This is a genomic window from Mycolicibacter arupensis (assembly GCF_002086515.1).
GTDB classification, from domain to species: Bacteria; Actinomycetota; Actinomycetes; order Mycobacteriales; family Mycobacteriaceae; genus Mycobacterium; species Mycobacterium arupense.
In genome coordinates this window covers 1-20,468 of sequence record NZ_MVHH01000033.1, presented here as the reverse complement: position 1 = coordinate 20,468, position 20,468 = coordinate 1, and the positions used below count along the sequence as shown (strand labels likewise).

Annotated in this window: 19 protein-coding genes and 1 pseudogene; 10 read left to right on the top strand and 10 right to left on the bottom strand. The window is 69.3% G+C overall.

Annotated features, from left to right (window positions below):
- Positions 1 to 58: 58 nt before the first annotated feature.
- The 5 genes and pseudogenes from BST15_RS14770 to BST15_RS21455 form a co-directional block, all read right to left on the bottom strand.
- Positions 59 to 817 (bottom strand): SGNH/GDSL hydrolase family protein, encoded by a 759-nt coding sequence (locus BST15_RS14770; protein ID WP_083071026.1) that lies wholly within the window; start codon positions 815 to 817, stop codon positions 59 to 61.
- 76 nt (positions 818 to 893) lie between these two features.
- A complete protein-coding gene (gene thiG, locus BST15_RS14765; protein ID WP_083071025.1) occupies positions 894 to 1,655 on the bottom strand; it encodes a thiazole synthase in 762 nt (253 codons plus the stop codon).
- Complete coding sequence (gene thiS / locus BST15_RS14760; protein WP_046190634.1) at positions 1,648 to 1,845, bottom strand: sulfur carrier protein ThiS; 198 nt, start codon at positions 1,843 to 1,845, stop codon at positions 1,648 to 1,650. The genes thiG and thiS overlap by 8 nt, the downstream gene beginning before the upstream one ends.
- Positions 1,842 to 2,816 (bottom strand): glycine oxidase ThiO, encoded by a 975-nt coding sequence (gene thiO / locus BST15_RS14755; RefSeq protein ID WP_083071031.1) that lies wholly within the window; start codon positions 2,814 to 2,816, stop codon positions 1,842 to 1,844. Before thiO ends, thiS begins: the two co-directional genes overlap by 4 nt.
- 210 nt (positions 2,817 to 3,026) lie before the next feature.
- Positions 3,027 to 3,143 (bottom strand): annotated as a pseudogene (locus tag BST15_RS21455) (FAD-dependent oxidoreductase); the annotation flags it as partial.
- A gap of 61 nt (positions 3,144 to 3,204) precedes the next feature.
- Between BST15_RS21455 and thiE the strand changes: the two are divergent.
- The gene (thiE, locus tag BST15_RS14750; protein ID WP_046190632.1) at positions 3,205 to 3,882 is read left to right on the top strand and encodes a thiamine phosphate synthase; all 678 of its coding nucleotides are present in this window, start codon (positions 3,205 to 3,207) and stop codon (positions 3,880 to 3,882) included.
- A gap of 12 nt (positions 3,883 to 3,894) precedes the next feature.
- Here thiE and BST15_RS14745 read toward each other — a convergent pair whose 3' ends face one another.
- Positions 3,895 to 4,368 carry an NUDIX hydrolase gene (locus BST15_RS14745; protein WP_046190631.1) on the bottom strand — a complete coding sequence of 158 codons (474 nt, stop codon included), beginning with the start codon at positions 4,366 to 4,368 and terminating at the stop codon, positions 3,895 to 3,897.
- 164 nt (positions 4,369 to 4,532) lie between these two features.
- Between BST15_RS14745 and glnX the strand changes: the two genes are divergently transcribed.
- Genes glnX through BST15_RS14725 form a run of 4 tightly spaced genes read left to right on the top strand, consistent with a single transcriptional unit; the run spans position 4,533 to position 9,526 of the window.
- Positions 4,533 to 5,852, top strand: coding sequence for a protein kinase G-activating protein GlnX (gene glnX / locus BST15_RS14740; RefSeq protein ID WP_046190630.1), 1,320 nt, complete (start codon positions 4,533 to 4,535; stop codon positions 5,850 to 5,852).
- On the top strand, positions 5,849 to 6,835 hold the full coding sequence (locus BST15_RS14735) for a glutamate ABC transporter substrate-binding protein (protein ID WP_198528326.1): 987 nt from the start codon (positions 5,849 to 5,851) through the stop codon (positions 6,833 to 6,835). Before glnX ends, BST15_RS14735 begins: the two co-directional genes overlap by 4 nt.
- Positions 6,835 to 9,078, top strand: coding sequence for a serine/threonine-protein kinase PknG (locus tag BST15_RS14730; protein WP_046190638.1), 2,244 nt, complete (start codon positions 6,835 to 6,837; stop codon positions 9,076 to 9,078). The genes BST15_RS14735 and BST15_RS14730 overlap by 1 nt, the downstream gene beginning before the upstream one ends.
- A 4-nt stretch (positions 9,079 to 9,082) precedes the next feature.
- Entirely contained in the window at positions 9,083 to 9,526 is a 444-nt protein-coding gene (locus tag BST15_RS14725) for a cupin domain-containing protein (RefSeq protein WP_234708343.1), read from the top strand.
- Here BST15_RS14725 and fgd read toward each other — a convergent pair.
- On the bottom strand, positions 9,517 to 10,542 hold the full coding sequence (gene fgd / locus BST15_RS14720; protein WP_046190628.1) for a glucose-6-phosphate dehydrogenase (coenzyme-F420): 1,026 nt from the start codon (positions 10,540 to 10,542) through the stop codon (positions 9,517 to 9,519). The two genes, BST15_RS14725 and fgd, sit on opposite strands and share 10 nt — an antisense overlap.
- A 43-nt stretch (positions 10,543 to 10,585) precedes the next feature.
- Between fgd and BST15_RS14715 the strand changes: the two genes are divergently transcribed.
- Together BST15_RS14715 and BST15_RS14710 are read left to right on the top strand one after the other, a co-directional pair.
- Entirely contained in the window at positions 10,586 to 11,341 is a 756-nt protein-coding gene (locus BST15_RS14715) for an MBL fold metallo-hydrolase (protein ID WP_046190627.1), read from the top strand.
- 218 nt (positions 11,342 to 11,559) lie between these two features.
- Positions 11,560 to 11,955, top strand: a complete 396-nt coding sequence (locus BST15_RS14710; RefSeq protein WP_046190626.1) for a heme-binding protein — start codon at positions 11,560 to 11,562, stop codon at positions 11,953 to 11,955.
- On the opposite strand, the gene BST15_RS14705 is transcribed toward BST15_RS14710, so the two are convergent.
- The gene (locus BST15_RS14705) at positions 11,942 to 12,880 is read right to left on the bottom strand and encodes an SAM-dependent methyltransferase (protein ID WP_046190625.1); all 939 of its coding nucleotides are present in this window, start codon (positions 12,878 to 12,880) and stop codon (positions 11,942 to 11,944) included. The genes BST15_RS14710 and BST15_RS14705 overlap by 14 nt on opposite strands.
- A gap of 25 nt (positions 12,881 to 12,905) precedes the next feature.
- Positions 12,906 to 13,586: a potassium channel family protein gene (locus BST15_RS14700; RefSeq protein ID WP_046190624.1), complete on the bottom strand. Its 681-nt coding sequence runs from the start codon at positions 13,584 to 13,586 to the stop codon at positions 12,906 to 12,908.
- 157 nt (positions 13,587 to 13,743) lie between these two features.
- Between BST15_RS14700 and BST15_RS14695 the strand changes: the two genes are divergently transcribed.
- A complete protein-coding gene (locus tag BST15_RS14695) occupies positions 13,744 to 15,240 on the top strand; it encodes a potassium/proton antiporter (protein WP_046190623.1) in 1,497 nt (498 codons plus the stop codon).
- Positions 15,241 to 15,307: 67 nt separating this feature from the next.
- Here the strand turns inward: BST15_RS14695 and BST15_RS14690 are convergent, their stop codons facing one another.
- Positions 15,308 to 16,423: an alkaline phosphatase family protein gene (locus BST15_RS14690; RefSeq protein WP_046190622.1), complete on the bottom strand. Its 1,116-nt coding sequence runs from the start codon at positions 16,421 to 16,423 to the stop codon at positions 15,308 to 15,310.
- A gap of 125 nt (positions 16,424 to 16,548) precedes the next feature.
- Here BST15_RS14690 and BST15_RS14685 point away from each other — a divergent pair, with 125 nt between their 5' ends.
- Both BST15_RS14685 and BST15_RS23100 read left to right on the top strand, forming a co-directional pair.
- Positions 16,549 to 18,090, top strand: a complete 1,542-nt coding sequence (locus BST15_RS14685; RefSeq protein WP_409366537.1) for an acyl-CoA synthetase — start codon at positions 16,549 to 16,551, stop codon at positions 18,088 to 18,090.
- A gap of 135 nt (positions 18,091 to 18,225) precedes the next feature.
- Positions 18,226 to 20,468: PGRS repeat-containing protein (locus BST15_RS23100; RefSeq protein WP_337349471.1), on the top strand; the 2,243-nt coding region annotated here is incomplete at its 3' end.

Here is a 20,468-nt window from a genome sequence, read left to right as displayed (position 1 = left end):
TCAACTTCGACTTGTATTCCACCGCGACCACGTTAGTGGGTGCGCGGTGAATACGAGGTCAGGCCTGGCCGCTGCAGCTCGCGGCGACCAACCCGGCGACCGCGCCCATACCAGCGGCGTTGGGATGAAAGGGCCACGGTCGCCAGGGCAGCGGCAGGCCCGCACCCACCGTCCACGGCCGCGCCGACCACGGGTGGTGCGCGCGACTGGCCTGGCCGGCACGGACCAGTTCACAGCCGGTGGCGGCCGCCGCCTTCGCGGTGTACCGCTCCAGCCCGTCGGCGACGTGGCGAGCCAGGTCCACCGCGTCGTCCGGCAAGCGCCCGGCCCGCTGGCCGGCCGGCGGCAGCAGGGTCAGGTAGTCGACGAAGACCACCCGGGCGTAGGGTGAACGGCTGCGCACCGCGGCGCCAACCGCCCGCAGCGCCGGTTCGACCTCGCCCAGCGCCTGCTCGCGCCGGCCGGGATCGAGCAACTCGGCGACCGCCGGGAGTCGCCGCAGCGGCCCGGGCAAGGCCGCAGCCATCAGCAACGGCACGTAGCCGACGTCGTTGCCACCGATTGTGATGGTGACCAGGGCTTCTGAACCGTTGAGCGTCTCGATCTGCGGAGGCACGCCGCGTTGGCGCTCGCTCAGCAGGTGGGCGGTGGTGGCCCCGGAGAACGTGACGTCGCACAGATCGAGCCCCAGCGCGTGGGCGACCAGGTGCGGATAGTTACGCGCCGACCGGCCCGCCGCCCGGGGCGCGCCTGGGGCCGGCGGCCGGATTCCAGGTCCTGCCGCCATCGAACTGCCCAGTGCGACATAACGATTCATGGCCTCGACCGTGCACGGTTGCGCCGATTTTCACGGCGTGTCGCGTACAAACACGCGCCTTCGCGGGGATTGGGCATCACAGGGCGGGACTGGACGCCTGTGCCCAGAAACGCTTGGGGATACGCCCCGCCCGGCGCGCCAGATAGCCGGCGGTGACAGCGGCCGCCATGGCCGCGGCCATGGCGGCCGGATCGGCGGCTCGGGTAACTGCGGTGGCCAGCAGCACTGCGTCGCAACCCAATTCCATCGCCAATGCCGCGTCGCTGGCCGTACCGATACCGGCGTCGAGCACCACCGGTACCCCCGCAGCGGCGACGATCATCTCGATGCTGTGCGGGTTGGCTATCCCCAGACCGGTGCCGATCGGCGAACCCAGCGGCATCACTGCCGCGCAGCCCACATCCTCGAGCCGCCTGGCCAGCACCGGATCGTCGTTGGTGTAGGGCAACACCACAAATCCCTCATCGACCAACTCTTCAGCGGCACGCACCAATTCGATTCCGTCGGGCAACAGGGTGCGCTCGTCGCCGATCACCTCCAGCTTGACCCAGTCGGTACCGAGCGCCTCGCGCGCCAACTGGGCGGTCAGGACCGCTTCGGCAGCACTGCGGCAACCCGCCGTATTGGGCAGCGGCGTGATTCCCAACCGGCTCAGCAGATCCAGCATGCCGGTGCCACCTTCGGCGTCGACCCGACGCATGGCCACGGTGGTGAGCTCGGTACCCGAAGCCACCAGCGCCTCTTCCAGCGCCGTCAGGCTCTGCGCCCCACCGGTTCCCATGATGAGCCGGGAACTGAACTCCCGCCCGGCGATGGTCAGCTTCGCGTCCTCAACCACCTTGCACCGCCGTCACGACATCCAGACAGGCACCCTCGGTCAGGGTGGTCTCCCACAGCGATTTCGGCAGCAGGGCTTGATCCACCGCCACCGCGATCCCCCGGTCGGGATAGCCCAGCGAGGCCAGCAGCGCGGCGACCGTGGTCGCCTCTGCCACCTCCACCTGCTTCTGGTTGACATTGATCATCATTGCTGGACTCCAACCGGAAGTAGTTCGGACACAACCTGTTCAGCGGTCCACGGCGCGAGCAGGAAGCCATTGCGGCCGTGCCCGGCCGCGACAATGGTCCGGTCGTCGAGTCGGTGCACCAATGGCATGTTGTCCGGTGTCATGGGCCGCAGGCCCGCGGCACATTCGGCCAGCTCATACTCCCCCAGCGCCGGGACCAGCGCGCAGGCGTCGTCGAGCAGATCGCGCACTCCGGACACCGCGGGGGCGGTATCGCGGCCGCGTTCGTACTGCGTGGCGCCCACCACCACGCCGTCGGGACGCGGCACCAGGTAGACGGGGCGGCCGTGCACCCGCGCACGAATCACCCGCTGCGGCGGCGGCAGGCAACCCTTGCGCCAGCGCAGCCGCAGCACCTCGCCTTTGACCGGGCGGATCGGAAGTCCCGGCCACAGCGCCGGGGCATCGATGCCGTTGGCGATCACCACGGCGTCGTCGGCGGCCACCTCGGCCAGATCACCCACCGGCGGGGCCCAGCTCACGCCAAGCTCCTCGCAGGCGTCCACCAGGGCGATGACCACCGCGCGGTTGTCGACCGCGAGCTCGGTCGGGGCCCGGAAACCGTGCCGGATGCCACCGGCCAACAGGGGCTCGACATCGCGCGCAGCCGACTCCCAGTTCACCGGATGCCCCTGCGCCGAAAGCCATTCGGCGACGGTGCGCAGGTCGGCGACATCGGCTCGGTCGAAGGCCACCACCAGCGATTCGCGCGCCGTGACGACCTGCGTCGGCAGGCCGTCGAGGAAGTCGTGCCACAACTCCAGCGAGCGCAGACCCAGCCGCAATTGACGCTCTTCGCCGGGCCATCCCTCGCTGTGCGGGGCCAACATGCCGCCGGCCACCCAGGAGGCGCCGGGCTGATACGGCGCTCCCAGCTTCGCCGCTCCTCCGTCGAGCCTCGCTGAACCGCCGGGTTGATACGGCGCTCCCAGCTTCGCCTCTCCTCCGTCGAGCCTCGCTGAACCGCCGGGTTGATACGGCGCTCCCAGCTTCGCCTCTCCTCCGTCGAGCCTCGCTGAACCGCCGGGTTGATACGGCGCTCCCAGCTTCGCCTCTCCTCCGTCGAGCCTCGCTGAACCGCCGGGTTGATACGGCGCTCCCAGCTTCGCCTCTCCTCCGTCGAGCCTCGCTGAACCGCCGGGTTCGCCGCCTCGGTGCACTCGCACCGTCCACCCGGCCCGGGCGGCCTGCCGAGCCACCGACAGCCCGATCACGCCGCCGCCGATCACGGCCAGCGAACCGAGGGAGGGTCCGGGCATGTGCTGCTCCCTTCCACCTGCTCGCGTGTCAACACACCAAGCTAGCCGCTAGCGTCGCGGTGTGCACAAACGCTCTGACCGTCTCGCCCGACTCGCTGATGCCCGGCTGTACCTGTGCACCGATGCCCGCCGGGAACGCGGTGACCTGGCCGAGTTCGCCGACGCCGCACTGGCCGGTGGCGTGGACATCATTCAGCTGCGCGACAAGGGTTCGCCGGGCGAACAGCGGTTCGGTCCGCTGGAGGCCCGCGGCGAATTGGCGGCGCTGGAGATCCTGGCTGACGCCGCCCGCCGGCACGGGGCACTGCTTGCGGTCAACGATCGCGCCGACATCGCCCGCGCCGCCGGCGCCGACGTGCTGCACCTGGGCCAAGACGATCTGCCGCTGCCGGCGGCGCGTGAGGTCATCGGGCCCGAGGTACTGATCGGCCGCTCGACCCACGACCGCGATCAGGTCAGCGCTGCCCTGGCCGAGCCGGTCGACTACTTTTGCACCGGGCCATGCTGGCCCACCCCCACCAAGCCCGGCCGGACCGCGCCGGGCCTGGAGCTGGTGCGGTTCGCCGCCGACCAACCCGACACCAAGGTGTGGTTCGCCATCGGCGGCATCGACCTCGAGCGGTTGCCGCAGGTGGTGGCGGCCGGGACCCGCAGGGTGGTGGTGGTGCGGGCGATCACCGCCGCCGAGGATCCGCAGGCCGCGGCCGCCGCATTGCGTTCCGGGCTGATCGGGGCGTAGCGGGCGCCTGGCTCAGCCGGGCAGTTCCAGCCCGCGCAACAGATCCCAGCTGGCGGCGAAACCCGGGTGCAAGGGCAGCCCGGCGACCTCGTGCTCATCTACCCATCGCAGTTCGGTGCTCTCGCCGTTGGGCACCACCGGGAGCAGTTCTTCGGCGTCGGCCACCACCGTGGTGTAGGTCCAGCTGGTGCCGCTTGCCGAGGCGGTCACCACGGCCGCACGCACCACGATCCGATCCGCGGGCAGACCGGCCTCCTCCTGCGCCTCGCGGATGGCGGCCTCTTCGGCGGACTCGTGGCTGTCGCGGGCGCCACCGGGCAGCGCCCAGGTGCCGCCCTGGTGGCTCCACCACGCGCGATGCTGCAGTAGGACGGTGGGCGAGCCGTCGGGGCGCGGGGCCCGCAGCAGGAGTCCTGCCGCACCGTGCCGGCCCCAGAAGCGGGCGCCGGTATCAGAGAACGCCCACCCATCGCCGTCACCACGCACGCTAGGAAGCGTATCGGGATTGGCAAGGTCTCGGTTCTGGCGACATCAGGCGACGTTTTCGGAAACAACCGCGCCGAGTGGGCACGCAGACACGCCTTGGCTCTTAGAATCCTTTTAGTATCGTTGGTGCCGCGAGCAGCCGCAGAGATGGAGTCTGGAGAGACGTGACCGTTGAGTTGGCGCATCCGTCAACCGAGCCGGCGGGGTCACGGTCGCCGACCGAACCGGCCCGACCCCGCTGGTGGTTCTTCACCACCACACCTGGTCGAATCCTGGCCATCGGACTCATCCTTGCCGCACTCGGCGGTATCAGCGCGTTCGCCACCGCCACCACGATCAACAACCGGCAGAACACCCTGACGACGGTGCTCAACCACACCGAGCCACTCGCCTACGCCGCCGGGCAGCTCTACACCCGGCTGTCGGTGGCCGACGCCGCGGCGGCCACGGCGTTCATCGCCCAAGGTGAGCCGCGGGCGGTGCGCCAGCGCTACGAGCAGGCAATCACCGACGCCGCGGTCGCGGTCACCCGGGCTTCCGGCGGTCTCGACGACGAGCCGCTGCTGCAACTGCTGGGGCGGATCAACGCGGAGCTGGCCGTCTACACCGGCCTGATCGAGACGGCCCGCACCAACAATCGCTCCGGCGATCCGGTCGGTTCGTCCTACCTCTCGGAAGCCTCCGAGCTGATGCAGCACACCATCCTTCCCGACGCCCAGCGTCTCTATCAGGCCACCTCGGCGACGGTGGACGTCCAGACCACGGCGTCGACACGGGTGCCCGCCCCGGTGATCCTGGTGGTGGCGACCACCGTGCTGTTCGGTGCGTTCGCCCATCGCTGGCTGGCGCGCCACACTCGCCGCCGGATCAACTTCGGCCTGGTCGCCGGGGGTCTGGCGATTCTGCTGATGATCATCTGGGTCGGCACGGTGCTGGTGATCTCCACCGCAGGCAGTCGCAACGCCAAAGACACCGGCGCCGAATCCCTCAAGGCGATCACCAACCTGGCGATCACGGCACAGCAGGCGCGCGCCGACGAAACCCTGTCGTTGATCCGCCGCGGTGATGAAGAGACCCGCAAGCAGACCTTCTACCAACGCATCGACACCATGCAGGAACAGCTCGACGGCTACCTGGAGCGCGGCGACGCCGTGGACAAGGCGGACCTGGCCAACGCCGGGCAACTGCTCACCCGCTGGCGGCAGGCCAATGACCGGATGAACGCCTACATCAGCGTGGGCAACTACCGCGCCGCCACCCAGGTGGCCCTCGGCGGCAGCGGCGACGACTCGACTCCCGCGTTCGATCAGCTGGATGCGGCCCTGGACAAGGCCTTGCAGCACAGCCGAAATCAGCTGCGTAGCGACGTGCTCAATGCCCGCCGGGTACTGTCGGTGGCCCCGGTGGGGGGCGCGGTGCTCAGCATGAGTGCCGCGATCGCGGTCGCGCTCGGGTTGTGGCCCCGACTGAACGAGTACAGATGATGATCCACCGTTGGCCCCGGACGCTGGTGTGCGCACTGAGCGCGGCATTGGTGCTGTCCGGGCTGACCGGTTGCGGCCGCAACGAGTTCGTGACAGCGACCGCCATGCCGACCCTGCCACCGCCCACCCCCGCGGGCATGGAGGAGCTTGCCCCCGAGCCACCCCGGCCGCCCGAACCGAGTACCGACGACTGCGACGCCACCGCCAGCCTGCGTCCGTTCCGCACCAAGGCCGAGGCCGACGCGGCGGTGGCCAAGATCCGCCATCGCGGCCGGTTGATCGTCGGCCTGGATATCGGCAGCAACCTGTTCAGCTTCCGCGATCCGATCACCGGCGAGATCACCGGCTTCGATGTTGACATCGCCGGCGAGGTGGCCCGCGATATCTTCGGCACCCCCACGCAGGTCGAGTACCGAATCCTGGCGTCGGCCGAACGCATCGCGGCATTGGAGAAGTCCGAAGTCGACATCGTCGTCAAGACCATGAGCATCACCTGCGGCAGGCGCGAGCTGGTCAACTTCTCGACGGTGTATCTGGTGGCCAATCAGCGGCTGTTGGTACCGCGGGACTCCGCGATCCGCCGGGCCGCGGACCTGTCCGGCAAGCGGGTCTGTGTGGCACAGGGCACCACGTCGCTGCGGCGCATTCGCAACATCTCCCCGGCGCCGATCATCGTCTCGGTGGTGAACTGGGCCGACTGCCTGGTGGCGCTGCAACAGCGCCAGGTGGACGCGGTCAGCACCGACGACTCGATCCTGGCCGGACTGATGTCGCAGGACCCGTATCTGCACATCGTCGGGCCGAGTATGGACGAGGAGCCCTACGGCATCGGGATCAACCTGAACAACACGGGACTGGTGCGTTTCGTCAACGGCACCCTGGAGCGCATCCGCCGCGACGGCACCTGGAACACCTTGTACCGCAAGTGGCTGACGGTGCTGGGGCCGGCGCCGCTGCCGCCCACCCCGAGGTACTCGGACTGATGGCCGACGACGACGCAGAGCAGCTCGTGACCGAGCTGGAGGACGAGGGGCCGGCCACCCAGCGCGCAGACGTACTGGCCGAATCGTCTTCGGTGCGGCGGCCGATGTCGACCCAGGCGATCTTCCGTCCCCGGGAGGGTGCGGGCTCCCCCGGCCCGGCCGAATCCCACCAGACAACCGTGGTGCGCACCGTCGCGCCCCGGCGGCGCCTGGGCGGTGGCCTGGTGGAGATCCCTCGCGTTCCCGAGATCGACCCCCTCGCCGCGCTCATGGACAACCCGGAGGTCGCCGAGTCCAAGCGGTTCTGCTGGAACTGCGGGCGACCGGTGGGCCGATCCACCGGGGACGCCAAAGGCGACTCGGAGGGTTGGTGCCCGCACTGCGGAAGCCCGTATTCCTTCCTGCCGCAACTGAAACCCGGCGACATGGTGGCCGGGCAGTACGAGATCAAGGGCTGCGTGGCCCACGGCGGCCTGGGCTGGGTGTACCTGGCCGTCGACCACAACGTCAATGAGCGCCCGGTGGTGCTCAAGGGCCTGGTGCATTCCGGTGATGCCGAGGCTCAAGCCATCGCGATGGCCGAGCGCCAGTTCCTCGCCGAGGTGACGCACCCGTCGATCGTCAAGATCTTCAACTTCGTGCAGCATCCGGACTCACACGGCGACCCGGTCGGCTACATCGTGATGGAGTACGTCGGCGGCCAGTCGCTCAAGCAGAACCGCGGCACCCGGCTGCCGGTGGCGCAGGCCATCGCCTACATGCTGGAAATCCTTCCCGCACTGGGCTATCTGCATTCCCTGGGCTTGGTCTACAACGACCTCAAGCCGGAGAACATCGTGCTGACCGAGGAACAGCTGAAGCTGATCGACCTGGGCGCGGTAGCTCGCATCAACTCCTTCGGTTACCTCTACGGCACCCCGGGATTTCAGGCCCCCGACATCGTCCGCACCGGGCCCACCGTGGCCACCGACATCTACACGGTGGGCCGGACTCTGGCCGCGCTGACCCTCAAGCTGCGCACCCGCGACGGTCGTTACGTGGAGGGACTGCCCGACGACGACCCGGTCTTGAAGAAATACGACTCGTACCGCAGGTTGCTGCGCAGGGCGATCGATCCCGACCCACGCCGTCGGTTCACCTCCGCCGAGGAGATGTCGGCGCAGCTGATGGGCGTGCTGCGCGAAGTGGTCGCGCGTGACACCGGTACACCCCGGCCCGGGCTGTCCACGGTGTTCACCCGATCACGATCCACCTTCGGCGAGCACCTACTGGTCGCCCATACCGACGTCTATCTGGACGGGCACGTGCACTCGCAGAACCTGACCGCACGCGAGATCATCACCGCCCTACAGGTTCCGCTGATCGATCCGGGTGACGTCGCGGCACCGTTGTTGTCGTCGATGGAGCTCAGCGAACCGGTACAGACCCTGGATTCACTGCGCGCCGTGCGGCACAGCGCGCTGGAGTCCGAGGGGATCGACCTGTCGGAGTCCATCGGGCTGCCCTTGATGGAAGTGCGCGCCCTGCTCGATCTCGGCAATGTCACCAAGGCCACCAGCAAGCTCGACGAGCTGGCCGAACAGGTGGGCTGGCGTTGGCGCCTGGTCTGGTTCCGGGGAGTCGCCGAGTTGCTCAACGGCGACTACGACGCCGCCCGCAAGGACTTCACCGAGGTGCTGGACATGTTCCCGGGCGAGTTGGCCCCGAAGATGGCACTTGCCGCCACCGCGGAACTGGCCGGCACGGACGACGAGCGCGGCTTCTACGAGTCGGTGTGGCGCACCGACGACAGCGTGATCTCGGCGGCCTTCGGCCTGGCCCGCGCACTCTCGGTAGAGGGCGACCGGACCGCGGCGGTTCGCACCCTGGACGAAGTGCCTGCCACCTCAAGGCATTTCACCACCGCGCGGCTGACCAGCGCGGTGACGCTGCTGTCTGGACGTTCGTCCAACGAGATCACCGAGGCCCAGATCAGGGACGCCGCACGCCGGGTGGAGGCATTGCCGGAGACCGAACCACGCGTGCTGCAGATCCGTGCGCTGGTGCTGGGCGCGGCGATGGACTGGCTGGCCGAGCACAAGGCCAGCACCAACCACATCCTCGGATTCCCGTTTACCGAGCACGGCCTGCGGCTCGGAGTGGAGATGGCGCTGCGCGCCCTGGCTCGACTGGCACCCACCCAGGAGCACCGCTACCGACTGGTCGACATGGCCAATGCCGTGCGCCCCATGAGCACGTTCTAGGCCGATGACCATGACCGGCCGGCTTCGGGGCACTTCGGTGGCATCACTGTGCCTGGTGGCCCTGATACCGGCCGCGGCGCCGCTTGCTGCCGCCACGCCGAGTGATCGGATCAGCGGGGTGACGCTGTCACAGACCACCGTCGACGGCCGCGACTACTTCCTGCGCGAGATCACCATCGAACCAGGAGGCAGCACCGGATGGCATTGGCACGACGGCACCGTGTTCGGCGTGGTGCGCGCCGGCACGTTGACCCACAATCGTGCCGACTGCAGCCTCGACGGCGTCTACGGGCCGGGCGATCAGATCACCGAACCCGGCGGACCCGCCCATGCCCACATCGGCCGCAACCTGGGACCGACCCCGGTGGTGCTGGAGGCCGTGTACCTCCTGCCGATCGGTGCCCCGCTGACGCAGGACGCACCCGATCCCGGCTGCGGCTACGCCTGAGGTGCGGCGCCCAGCCGGCGCAGCCGTGGCTCCAGGTCCGTGGCGAACAGGTCCAAGAAGCGCCGTTGGTCGTGGCCGGGCGCATGGAACACCAGGTGGTTCAAACCCCATTTCACGTACTGGCCCACCTGCTCCACGGCCTCGTCCGGGTCCGAGGCAACGATCCAGCGCTTGGCGATCTGCTCGATGGGCAGCGCGTCAGCGGCCTTCTCCATCTCGATCGGGTCGTCGATGGAATGCTTCTGCTCGGCACTCAGGGACAACGGCGCCCAGAATCGAGTGTTGTTCAGGGCCAGTTCGGGATCGGGGTCGTAGGAGATCTTGATCTCGATCATCTTGTCGACCCCGTCGGCGTCGCGGTCGGCGGCTGCGGCACCTTCCAGAACCGCCGGCATCAGCTTCTCGGTGTAGAGCTCCTCACCCTTGCCCGAGGTGCAGATGAAGCCGTCACCGACGCGCCCCGCGTACTTGGCCACCGCCGGGCCACCCGCCGCGATGTAGACCGGCACACCCGACTCCGGCACGTCGTAGATCGATGCGCCCTTGAGCGTGTAGTAGTCACCCTCGAAGTCCACCCGGTCGCCTCGCCACAGCTCACGCATCAACCGCACCGACTCGCGCAGCCGCCCGAACCGCTCTTTGAACTCGGGCCATTCGCCGGTGAATCCGGTCGCGATCTCGTTGAGGGCCTCACCCGTGCCGACACCGAGGAAGATCCGCTCCGGGTACAGGCAACTCATGGTCGCGAAGGCCTGCGCCACCACGGCGGGGTTGTATCGGAACGTCGGGGTCAGCACGGAGGTCCCCAGCACAATCCGGTTCGTGCGCTCGCCGACCGCAGTCATCCAGGCCAGTGAGAACGGCGCGTGCCCGCCTTCGTGGCGCCAAGGCTGGAAATGGTCGCTCACGGTGGCGCTGTCCATGCCATGCGCTTCGGCCGCCACGCCGAGCTCCACCAGCTCCCGAGGTCCGAACTGCTCCGCCGACGCCTTGTACCCGAGTTTTAGTTCCGCCATTCCACCTTTTCTACTCTCCCGTCGGCTTCCTAAACTCACGGGCATGGGTGAGAAGCTCGTGGAGCTCGTTCCGGTAACCGAGCGCGTGTACCTAGCCCGCGGCGAGGCCGTCAACTGGCTGCTGGTCACCGACGACACCGGTGTGATGCTGATCGACGCCGGCTACCCCGGCGACCGCACCGACGTGTTGGCGTCGCTGGGCGCGCTGGGCTACCACCCGGCCGATGTGCGCGCGGTGTTGCTCACCCACGCCCATGTCGACCATTTCGGTGCGGCGATCTGGCTGGCCAAGGCGCACGGCACCCCGGTGTACTGCCACGCCGACGAGGTCGGCCACGCCAAACGCGAGTACCTGGAGCAGGTCTCACCGCTGGCGCTGGCGCCGCGGCTGTGGCGCCCCAGCTGGGCGCTGTGGACCGCGCACGTGGTGCGCAGCGGCGGCCTCAATCGCGAGGGCATCCCCTCGGCGCAAGCGCTCACCGGGGAGATCGCCGCGGGACTGCCCGGCCAGCCGCTCGCCATCCCCACTCCCGGCCACACGCGCGGCCACTGCTCGTATCTGGTGGACGGCGTTCTGGCCAGCGGTGACGCGCTGATCACCGGCCATCCCGTCCTGGCCCACTCGGGACCGCAGCTGCTGCCGGAGCTGTTCAGCTACAGCCAGGACGACAGCGTGCGAAGCCTCAGCGCGCTGGCTCTCCTGGAAACGGAGATCCTGGCGCCCGGCCACGGTGAGGTCTGGCACGGGCCGATCAAAGAGGCCGCTGAGGCGGCGATCGCACGTGCGAGCAAACATTAAGGTCACGATCGGATAAGTGCCCATCTCGCAGTTTAAGAACGGTTCTTAGCCAACGTCTCCGCAGTGGTGGAGCATGCGCCGCCAAAACATACGGCAAGTTCAGGAACGGTCGACAGCGTCGCCCGCGGCCGCGCCTGCGGGCCTGCGGAGTGCACCGCGACCGCGCGTACCTTGGGCGGCACACGGCAATCGCATTCCCTATCCGGAAGGAACCAACAATGTCGAACGCCCACGGCTTCACCATGATTCGCCGGTTCGGCCTCGGTGCCGGACTGCTGGGCGCCACCGCCGCCACCCTGGTCGCCGCCCCGTCGGCATCTGCGGAACCCGACTGCAGTCCGGCAGGAGTTTCCCACACCGTGAACTCGGTGACCGGTTCGGCGCAGCAGTACCTGGCCGCGCACCCGGGTGCCAACGCGGTGGTCAATCAGGCCATCAACGCGCCCAGGCCGCAAGCCGCAGCGGACGTGCGCAGCTACTTCACCGCCCACCCCCAGGAGTACTACGAACTGCGCGGAATCCTGGCACCGATCGGCGAGACGCAGCGGCAGTGCAACACAACCGGTCTTCCGCCGGAGTTAGCCTCGGCCTACGCCGAATTCATGGCGGGCTAACGCCCACGGGACAGGCGCGGGCCGCTGCGACGTAGCGGATGGCCGCCGGCGCGCCGTCGAGCTCGCGGTCGGACAGCCGGGGCAGCCGCGCCGCCGAGAACAGTTCGGCGATTCCGGACTGAGCTGCGGTCCAACCGTTTTCGGTCAGGTACCGGACGACATCGGCGTGTTCTCCCGAATAGAACGGACCGGGGCCGGTGAGGCTCAGGCCCCGTTGACGCCACCGCTCGACCAGCGAAGTGTGGTGTACGGCCTGAGGCTGACTGGGCGGCACCGCGTGGTCAGCGGCCACCCGGCTGCCCGGTGCGCTGAGGGCGGTGACGCCGTCGAGTAGGCGATTCTGGGCATCGGAGGGCACATACCAGACCAGCAGCCCCTCGATGACCCACACGGTGGGCTCAGCGGCGTTGAAGCCCACTCGCCGCAGGGCCACCGTCCAGTCCTCGCGCAGGTCGATGCCGACTGCCCGCCGGTTCACGCTGGGCGCGGCGCCCCAGGACCGCATGGTGGCGGTTTTGAAGTCCACGACATGTGGGTGATCGACCTCGTAGAGGGTGGTCTCGGGAGGCCACCACAGTCGGTAGGCGCGGGTGTCCAGCCCGGAGCCCAGGATCACCGCCTGCCGGATGCCGCCGCGCGCGGCATCGGTGAGAAACGTGTCGAAGTATCGGGTGCGCGCCGCGGAGAACTCGGCAAATCGCGGAAACCCACCGTCCTTGCCGAGCCGACTGATGTCCAGATCGCCGTCGGCCACCCGCGTGCAGAAGTCCAAGCCCACCTCGTGCACCAGCGGCGCCGCGAACGGGTCGTTGATCAGCCCGCGTGACGCCGCAGCGGCCCGAGCCGCTGCCAGCACGGTAGCCATGACTCCGGCGCCGCTGGCCAGGCTCCCGGCGTCATCGCTCTCGCTGTACCCCGCATTCATGGGTTCGCGCCGCGTCGGCGCGGTGTCACTGCGACCTTCTACCGCTGGGTGCGCCGTACACCACCGCCCGCACCTCATCGTCCAGGCCACTGGCCGCCACGAACAACATCTCGTCACCGGCCTGCAGCGCGGCGGTGGTCCGCGGCAGGATCACCTGCTCACCGCGCTGCACTGCGACCAGCGCGGCTCCCTCGGGCAGGACGATGTCGCAGACCTGACGGCCGATCAGTGGATTGTCCTCGGACAGGGTCAGTTTCGTCAGGCTGGCCTGCCCGCGCCGCAGGCCCATCAACGGCACCAGATGCCCGACGTCGATGGCCCCTTCCACCGCGGCGACCATCGCCCGCGGTGTGGAGACCGCCACGTCGATACCCCACTCTTCGGTGAACAACGGCTCATTGCGGGCGTTGTTGACCCTGGCCACCACCCGGGCCACCCCGAACTCCGCCTTGGCCAGCAGCGCGGTGGCCAGGTTGGCCTTGTCGTCGCCGGTGGCGGCGATCACCACGTCACACATCTCGATGCCGCATTCGCGCAGCGCGCTCAGTTCGCAGGCGTCGGCGAGCAGCCACTCGGCGTCCGGAACGGTCCGGGGTTGGTAATGCGCGGGATTGCGTTCGATCAGCAGCACTCGGTGGCCATCGCCGATCAGTTCTCGTGCGACCGATCGCCCCACCGCGCCGGCGCCGGCGATCCCGATGCGCATGATTGCTCCCCTCAGTCCCCGGGTTGGCCCTGCCGTTGCGGGCGTAACACGGTCGTGACAGCACTACTGATTTACTGACAGATAACACGAACCCGCTGACTTTGAGCGAATCACATTCGCGGGTCCCACCGCCACCACCAGTCCGAACGGGGGTCAGATGAGCCTGGAACAGCTCTACCTGGCTCTGCTGATCGGTGGCTTGGTACTGCTGGCCAGCATCATCGCCACCCGCGCGGCCGATCGAGTCGGGCTACCCAGCCTGTTGCTGTTTCTGCTGGTCGGGGTGGTGATCGGCAGCGACGGGCTGGGCCTGGATTTCTCCGACGTGCAGCTGGCCAGTGACCTGGGCACCACCGCGCTGGCAGTGATCCTGGTCGAAGGCGGTCTCACGACGCGCTTCGCCAACATCCGCTCCTTGCTGGCGCCGGCGGCGGTCTTAGCCACCGTCGGCGTCGTGGTCAGCATGGCGGTGATCGCGGTGGCCGCGCACCTGCTGCTGGGTATCAGTTGGCAACTGGCGTTCCTGCTGGGCGCCATCGTCTCGCCGACCGACGCCGCGGCGGTGTTCTCCATCCTGCGCGTGCTGCCACTGCCCAGGCGGGTGGCCGGCCTGCTGGAAGCCGAGTCCGGTTTCAACGACGCGCCGGCGGCGATCGTGGTGCTGATGCTGAGCACCACACCGCTGGTGATCGACCCGGTCCACGCTGTCGGCGCGGTGGTCTACGAGCTGGCGGCCGGATCGGCGATCGGGCTGCTCGCCGGGCTGCTGGGCGCCATGATGCTGCGCCGCGCGGCGTTGCCGGCATCCGGCCTCTACCCGTTGGCGACGTTCGGGCTCGCGATGGTGGCGTTCGCGGCGGCCGCATCGGTGCATTCCAGCGGCTTCATCGCGGCGTATCTGTCGGGTGTGGTGCTGGCCAACTCCGGCCTGCCGCATCGCGCGGCCATTCGCTCCTTCGCCGAGGGGCTCGGCTGGCTGGCGCAGATCGGGCTGTTCGTCTTGCTCGGGCTGTTGGTGAGCCCCAGTCAGCTGTCCGGGGAGCTGGTGCCGGCACTGATCATCGGGGCGGTGCTGTTGCTGCTGAGCCGGCCGTTGTCGGTGGTGGCGTCGCTGATCTGGTTCCGGGTGCCCTGGCGCGAACAGATCTTCCTGTCCTGGGCAGGCCTGCGCGGCGCGGTTCCGATCGTGCTCGCCACGTTCCCGATCGTCGAGGGTGTGCCGGACAGCTATCGCCTGCTCAACATCGTGTTCATCCTGGTGGTGGTCTACACCGTGGTACAGGGCCCCAGCCTGGGCCTGTTCGCGCACTGGCTGCGGCTGATCCCGCGAGACACCACACGCGAGATCCAGGTGGAAGCCGCGCCCCTGGACGTCTTGGAGGCCGAGCTGCTGACCATGACGGTGCAGCCCGGGTCGAAGCTGCACAACGTCTCGGTGCTCGAACTGCGGCTGCCCGACCCAAGCGTGATCACCCTGATCATCCGCAAGGGCGACACCTTCGTCCCGCAGCCCGACACCCGGATCACCGTGGGCGACGAGCTGCTGATCGTCACCACCAGCGACACCCGGTTGTCGGCCGAACGCCGCCTGCGGGCGGTCAGCCGGCGCGGCAAGCTGGCCCACTGGTTCGACGAGTACGGCATCAAGGAGTAGCGCCGTCGCCCCAGGACTCTGCGTCCTGGGCGCAAAAGTGCGCGTGCGCGACGCCCTCAGCGCAGGGTCAGCGAGAAAGGACGATGAGCGGGATCGCCGTCTCGGCCGGGGTCAGCCCGCCGTGGAAACCCACCAATGCCGAGGCCTGCGGCGGCTCGTGTTTGGTCGCCATGATCGCGGTGTCGCCGGTGCACGTGACCACCACATCGCCGATACGCGCCAGGTGTCCCTCGGACACCGGGCCGAACACGCCGGAGGCCACCGCCTGCTCCCGGCTCTGGACCAGGGCCCGCCCGGCCAGACGCTCGGTCCAAGCTCCCACCACATCGGCCGTTGCACCCGGTTCGGTATGCAGGTAGCGGACCCGCGGTTCGCCCGCCACCACCCGGATCCCCGCGCTCAGCACCGGGTCGGCGTCCAGATCGATCCGGGCCCGTTCGGGCACATTGATGCCGCCATGGTCTGCGGTGATCACCAGCGCCGCATCGTCGGGCAGGTTTGTCAGCAGATGTTCCAGCAGCGCATCGACCCTGGCGGCTGCGGCATGCCAGTGCGCTGAGCCGACCCCGGACGCATGCGCCGCGTTGTCGAGGGCGGCGGTGTAGGCGTAGACCAGGCCCGGCGAGGCCAGCTCGGCGACGACGCGGCGCGCGTAGGACTCACCCTTGCCCACCGGACAGAACTGAGCGCCACGGTAGGCGGCCTCGGTCAAGCCGCTGCCGACGAAAGGCTCCGGGAGCACAGCGCGGGCGCCCACGCCGGCAGCACCCAGCCGCTCGAACCAGGTGGGCACCGGCTGCCACACCGCGGGGGACGGATCGTCGCCCCAGAAGATGTGGGTGAGCAGCTGCTCGGTTCCGGGAATGTTGACGGTGAAGCCCAGTACACCGTGCTCGCCCGGCGGCACGCCGGTACCCAGCGAGACCAGGTTCGTCGGCGTCGTGGACGGGAAGGTGCACGACAACTCGCTCAGGTGCCCCATGGTGCCGGCCAGCACCGAGGCCAGCAACGGCGCATCACGGGTCAGTTGCGGTAACAGGTGATAGCCCAGGCCGTCGACCAGCACCAACACCACTCGCTGCACGTCGCCGACCCGCTCGCGCAGACCGAGTGTGTCGGTTGCGTCCGGAACCCCCAGCAGCGCGGCCGTGGAGGGCAGAATGTCGCAGATCGAACCGGGCACCGGTTCAGCCTGCCATCGACCGATTCGGCGCTGCAGCGCAGGTCTGATCGGTACCCATGGCGCCCATGTGCACTCGCTACGCGAACCGCCCGCGTTGCGACACCGCCGAGGCTAGCGTTCTTCGGGTGCGGACACCCCCGATCGACCTCGGCTCCTGGATCGCCCGGCGGGCGGCGGCAACGCCGCACCTACCGGCCATCACCTTCGGTGAGAACACCTGGACCTATCGCGATTTCGCGGATCGGATAGACCGATTGGCGGCCGAGCTGGCCGCAGGTGGCACCCAGCGCGGGGACCGCGTCGGCTATGCGGGTCTGAACCACCCCGACTTCCTGGTGACACTGTTCGCCGCCGCCCGGATCGGCGCGGCTTTCGTCCCGCTGAACTGGCGACTGACCGCCGCCGAGCTGGGCTACATCCTGGGCAATGCCCAGGTACACACCCTGATCGCCGACGCCGAGCGTGCGGCGGTCATCGAACAGGTGCGCACGCAGGCGGGTCTGCAGCGAATGATCGCCCTGGACCCCGTCGCGGGCGTAGAGGTACTCGATGAGCTCCTGGCGCAGCGTGCTCCCCTGGCCGATCCGGTATTCACCGAACCCGATGACATCGCGGTGATCATGTACACCTCCGGCACCACCGGGCATCCCAAGGGGGCCATGCTCACCCACGCAAACCTGTTCTGGAACAACGTCAATGCCCTGCTGACGTTCGACACCAGTCAGACCGACGTGTCGCTGGTCTGCGCACCGCTGTTTCACATCGGCGGCCTCAACGTCACCACGCTGGTGACCCTGCAGAAGGGCGGGCAGATAGTGCTGCTGCCCACCTTCGACCCAGCCGAGGCGCTGCGGCTGATCGCCGAGCACCGGATCACCACCATGTTCGGGGTCCCGGCGATGTTTCTGTTCATGAGCCAGTGCCCGGAGTTCGCCGACACCGACCTGTCGAGCGTGCGCAACTTCGTCTGCGGCGGCGCGCCGGTGCCTGAGCCGCTGATCCGGCTCTATGGCGATCGCGGAATTCCCTTCGCCCAGGGCTACGGACTCACCGAGACCGCCCCCCTGGCCTTGGTGCTGCGCACCGATGAGGTCGGGGTGAAGATCGGCGCCGCGGGCAATCAGGTGCTGCCGTTGTCGGATGTGCGACTCGTCGACGTCGACAATCAGCCGGTAGCCGCGGGTGCGCGCGGAGAGATCTGCGTTCGAGGGCCGCAGGTGATGGCCGGCTACTGGCGAAACCCCGAGGCCACTGCCGCGGTGATCGACGCCGACGGTTGGTTTCACACCGGCGATATCGGGCAGGCCGACGATGAGGGCTACATCTGGGTGCTCGACCGGGTGAAGGACATGGTGATCTCCGGCGGCGAGAACGTGTATCCGGCAGAGGTCGAAGACGTGCTCTACGGGCACCCAGCCGTGGCCGAAGTCGCGGTGCTGGGCACCCCGCACGAAAGGTGGGGCGAGGCGGTGACCGCGGTGGTGGCGCTGCGCCCGGGTGCGACATTGGAACTCGAAGAGTTGCGCGACCACGCGCGCGGCAGGCTCGCGGCGTTCAAATTGCCTGTACGCCTGGAGTTCGTCGACGCCCTACCCCGCACACAGTCCGGCAAAGTGGTGAAATACCATCTGCGCGAGCATCTTTCAGAACAGGACGAAGCGCAGTAGCCGTCTGCACCTTCGAAGTCACCGACAGTGGCCGGTCAGCACCCTGCAGGCATGCTTAAGTTACGGTAAATTCCGGATCGCAGACCCCTGATCCGGTTCGGCACTGTCGCCGCGACCGCCCACCGAGAGGCCCCCATGTCGCGTCAACGCCGCAGCGCTCACCGTCGTCCCCGGGGCCTGGTGATGGGCGCCTCGGCGGCCGTTCTGGCCTTGGGAGTGGGCCCGCTGGGGCTGGCACCCACCGCCAACGCCGATCTGGAAGATCTGCTCGACCCGACTTTTTGGTTCGACCCGGCCAACTGGTCAGACACCGGCTTTTTCACCGAGATCGGCACCGCGGTGTTCGATCCGTCGGCCCTGGGCCTGGGCGACGTGTCGACCTGGTTCGACGGCTTGGGCGCCGCCGACTACTCCACATTCAGCCTCGATGACTTCGCCCAGGGCCTCTATCTGCAGTTGCACACCGGTATGCAGGACTGGATGTCCAGCTCCTTTGGGCAGCAGGTGGGCGACCTGATCAATCCCCTGTTCGCCTCCGGCGCCGTGTGCGGGCTGATCTGCAACGGCGTCGACGGCACGGAGATCGACCCCAACGGCGGCACGGGCGGCTGGCTGTTCGGCGACGGCGGCAACGGTTACGACTCCGACGTCGCCGGGGTGACGGGCGGAGACGGCGGGGCCGCCGTCTGGTTCGGCAACGGCGGGGCCGGCGGAATCGGTGGGGCCGGCGCCGACGGCGGTGACGGCGGCCTCAGCGGCGCGCTCATCGGATTCGGCGGCGCGGGTGGCAACGGCGGTGAGGGCCTGGCCGGCGCGATTGGCGGCGACGGTGGTGACGGCGGCGGCGCGGCCGGAATGTGGTTCTCCGTAGGCGGTTTCGGCGGTAACGGCGGGGCCGGCGGCGACTCACTGAACGGCGTCGGAGGGGCCGGGGGCAATGGCGGCAGCGGTGGCGGCCCCGTCGCCAACGGCCCGACAGACGAAGGCTCGAAACCATCACTGGGAGCCCAACTGTTCAAGATCGGTGGCGCCGGCGGCAACGGCGGGGCCGGCGGTGGCGGCCTGACCGGCGGGACCGGTGGCAACGGCGGCGACGGCGCCCTGTCGTGGGCGCGATTCGGCGGCGTAACCGGCGGGGCGGCCGGTGCCGGTGGCACCGGCGGCGACGCCACCGATGCGGGCGGCGCCGGCGGCAACGGCGGAATGGGCGGCGGGACCTTCTCATTGTTCGGCGGCACCGGCGCCGCAGGAGGCCAGGGCGGCGCCGGCGGCGCCGTTGACGGCGATGACGCCCTCGCAGGAGCCGGCGGCATCGGCGGTCAAGGCGGCTCCGCTTTCGCCATCTTCGGCGGCGCTGGTGGCGCGGGCGGTGGTGGTGGCACCGGCGGCGCCGCAGTCGGTGACGGCAGCACCGCCGGTGCCGGCGGCCAGGGTGGCTTCGGTGGAATCGGCGGGTTCCTGTTCGGCGGGCAGGGCGGAAACGGCGGGACCGGCGGGACCGGCGGCGCTGCCACCGGTGCCGACAGCGTCGCCGGTACGGGCGGCGACGGTGGCACTGGCGGGCTGGGCGCCGTGGTCAGCGGCGGTACCGCCGGCGCCGGAGGTGTCGGCGGAACGGGCGGTGCCAGCACCGGCACCGGTGCCACAGCGGGCAGCGGCGGCGACGGCGGCACCGCCGGTTCGTTTGCCGGTGTCTACAGCTCGCCCGAGCAGTTCGGCGGTGCGCTCAGGCAGCTCTCGGTCCTCTCCGGCAAAACGCCCGAGGAGATCCAGGCCCAGATCGACCGGCTCGCCGCTATGTCCGGAGTTTTGGAGAATCCCCTCCTTGGCTCGATCACCTCGGTTTTCGGCGGTAGTGGCGCAGACGGCGGCGCCGGTGGCGCGGGCGGAGCCGTCATCGGGACCGAGGGTCTGGCCGGCAGCGGCGGTAATGGCGGCGACGGCAGCGGCGGCGGCGGCCTGCTGGGCGGCTCAGGTGCCGCCGGCAGCGGCGGCGCAGGAGGTAACGGCGGCGATGCCAGCGGCACCGACGCCTTGGCCGGCAATGGCGGAACAGGCGGAAACGGGGCTTCTAGCGGCCTCTTCTCCGGAACCGGAGGCAATGGCGGTACCGGTGGGACGGGCGGCGACGGCACCGACGGTGCGTCTGCTGGGTACGGCGGCGCCGGAGGAACGGGCGGGTCAGGCTCTCTCTTCGGCACCGGCGGCGGCAACGGCGGAGCCGGCGGAGCCGGGGGCAGCAGCAACGGCGGAGTCGCCGGGCAGGGCGGGTCCGGCGGCACCGGAGCCGTCGGCCTGGGTGGCCTTTTCAACGCTTTCGAGACCCTCCTGAACGGCGGCACCCGGCCGGAGACAGGTTCGGGCGGCGGTGGGGGCGG

Coding starts and splice junctions, on each gene's coding strand:
- BST15_RS14770 (WP_083071026.1), bottom strand. CDS start 817: ATGAATCGTTATGTCGCACTGGGCAGTTCGATGGCGGCAGGACCTGGA.
- thiS (WP_046190634.1), bottom strand. CDS start 1,845: ATGATGATCAATGTCAACCAGAAGCAGGTGGAGGTGGCAGAGGCGACC.
- BST15_RS14735 (WP_198528326.1), top strand. CDS start 5,849: ATGATGATCCACCGTTGGCCCCGGACGCTGGTGTGCGCACTGAGCGCG.
- BST15_RS14730 (WP_046190638.1), top strand. CDS start 6,835: ATGGCCGACGACGACGCAGAGCAGCTCGTGACCGAGCTGGAGGACGAG.
- BST15_RS14725 (WP_234708343.1), top strand. CDS start 9,083: ATGACCATGACCGGCCGGCTTCGGGGCACTTCGGTGGCATCACTGTGC.
- fgd (WP_046190628.1), bottom strand. CDS start 10,542: ATGGCGGAACTAAAACTCGGGTACAAGGCGTCGGCGGAGCAGTTCGGA.
- BST15_RS14715 (WP_046190627.1), top strand. CDS start 10,586: ATGGGTGAGAAGCTCGTGGAGCTCGTTCCGGTAACCGAGCGCGTGTAC.
- BST15_RS14710 (WP_046190626.1), top strand. CDS start 11,560: ATGTCGAACGCCCACGGCTTCACCATGATTCGCCGGTTCGGCCTCGGT.
- BST15_RS14705 (WP_046190625.1), bottom strand. CDS start 12,880: ATGAATGCGGGGTACAGCGAGAGCGATGACGCCGGGAGCCTGGCCAGC.
- BST15_RS14700 (WP_046190624.1), bottom strand. CDS start 13,586: ATGCGCATCGGGATCGCCGGCGCCGGCGCGGTGGGGCGATCGGTCGCA.
- BST15_RS14695 (WP_046190623.1), top strand. CDS start 13,744: ATGAGCCTGGAACAGCTCTACCTGGCTCTGCTGATCGGTGGCTTGGTA.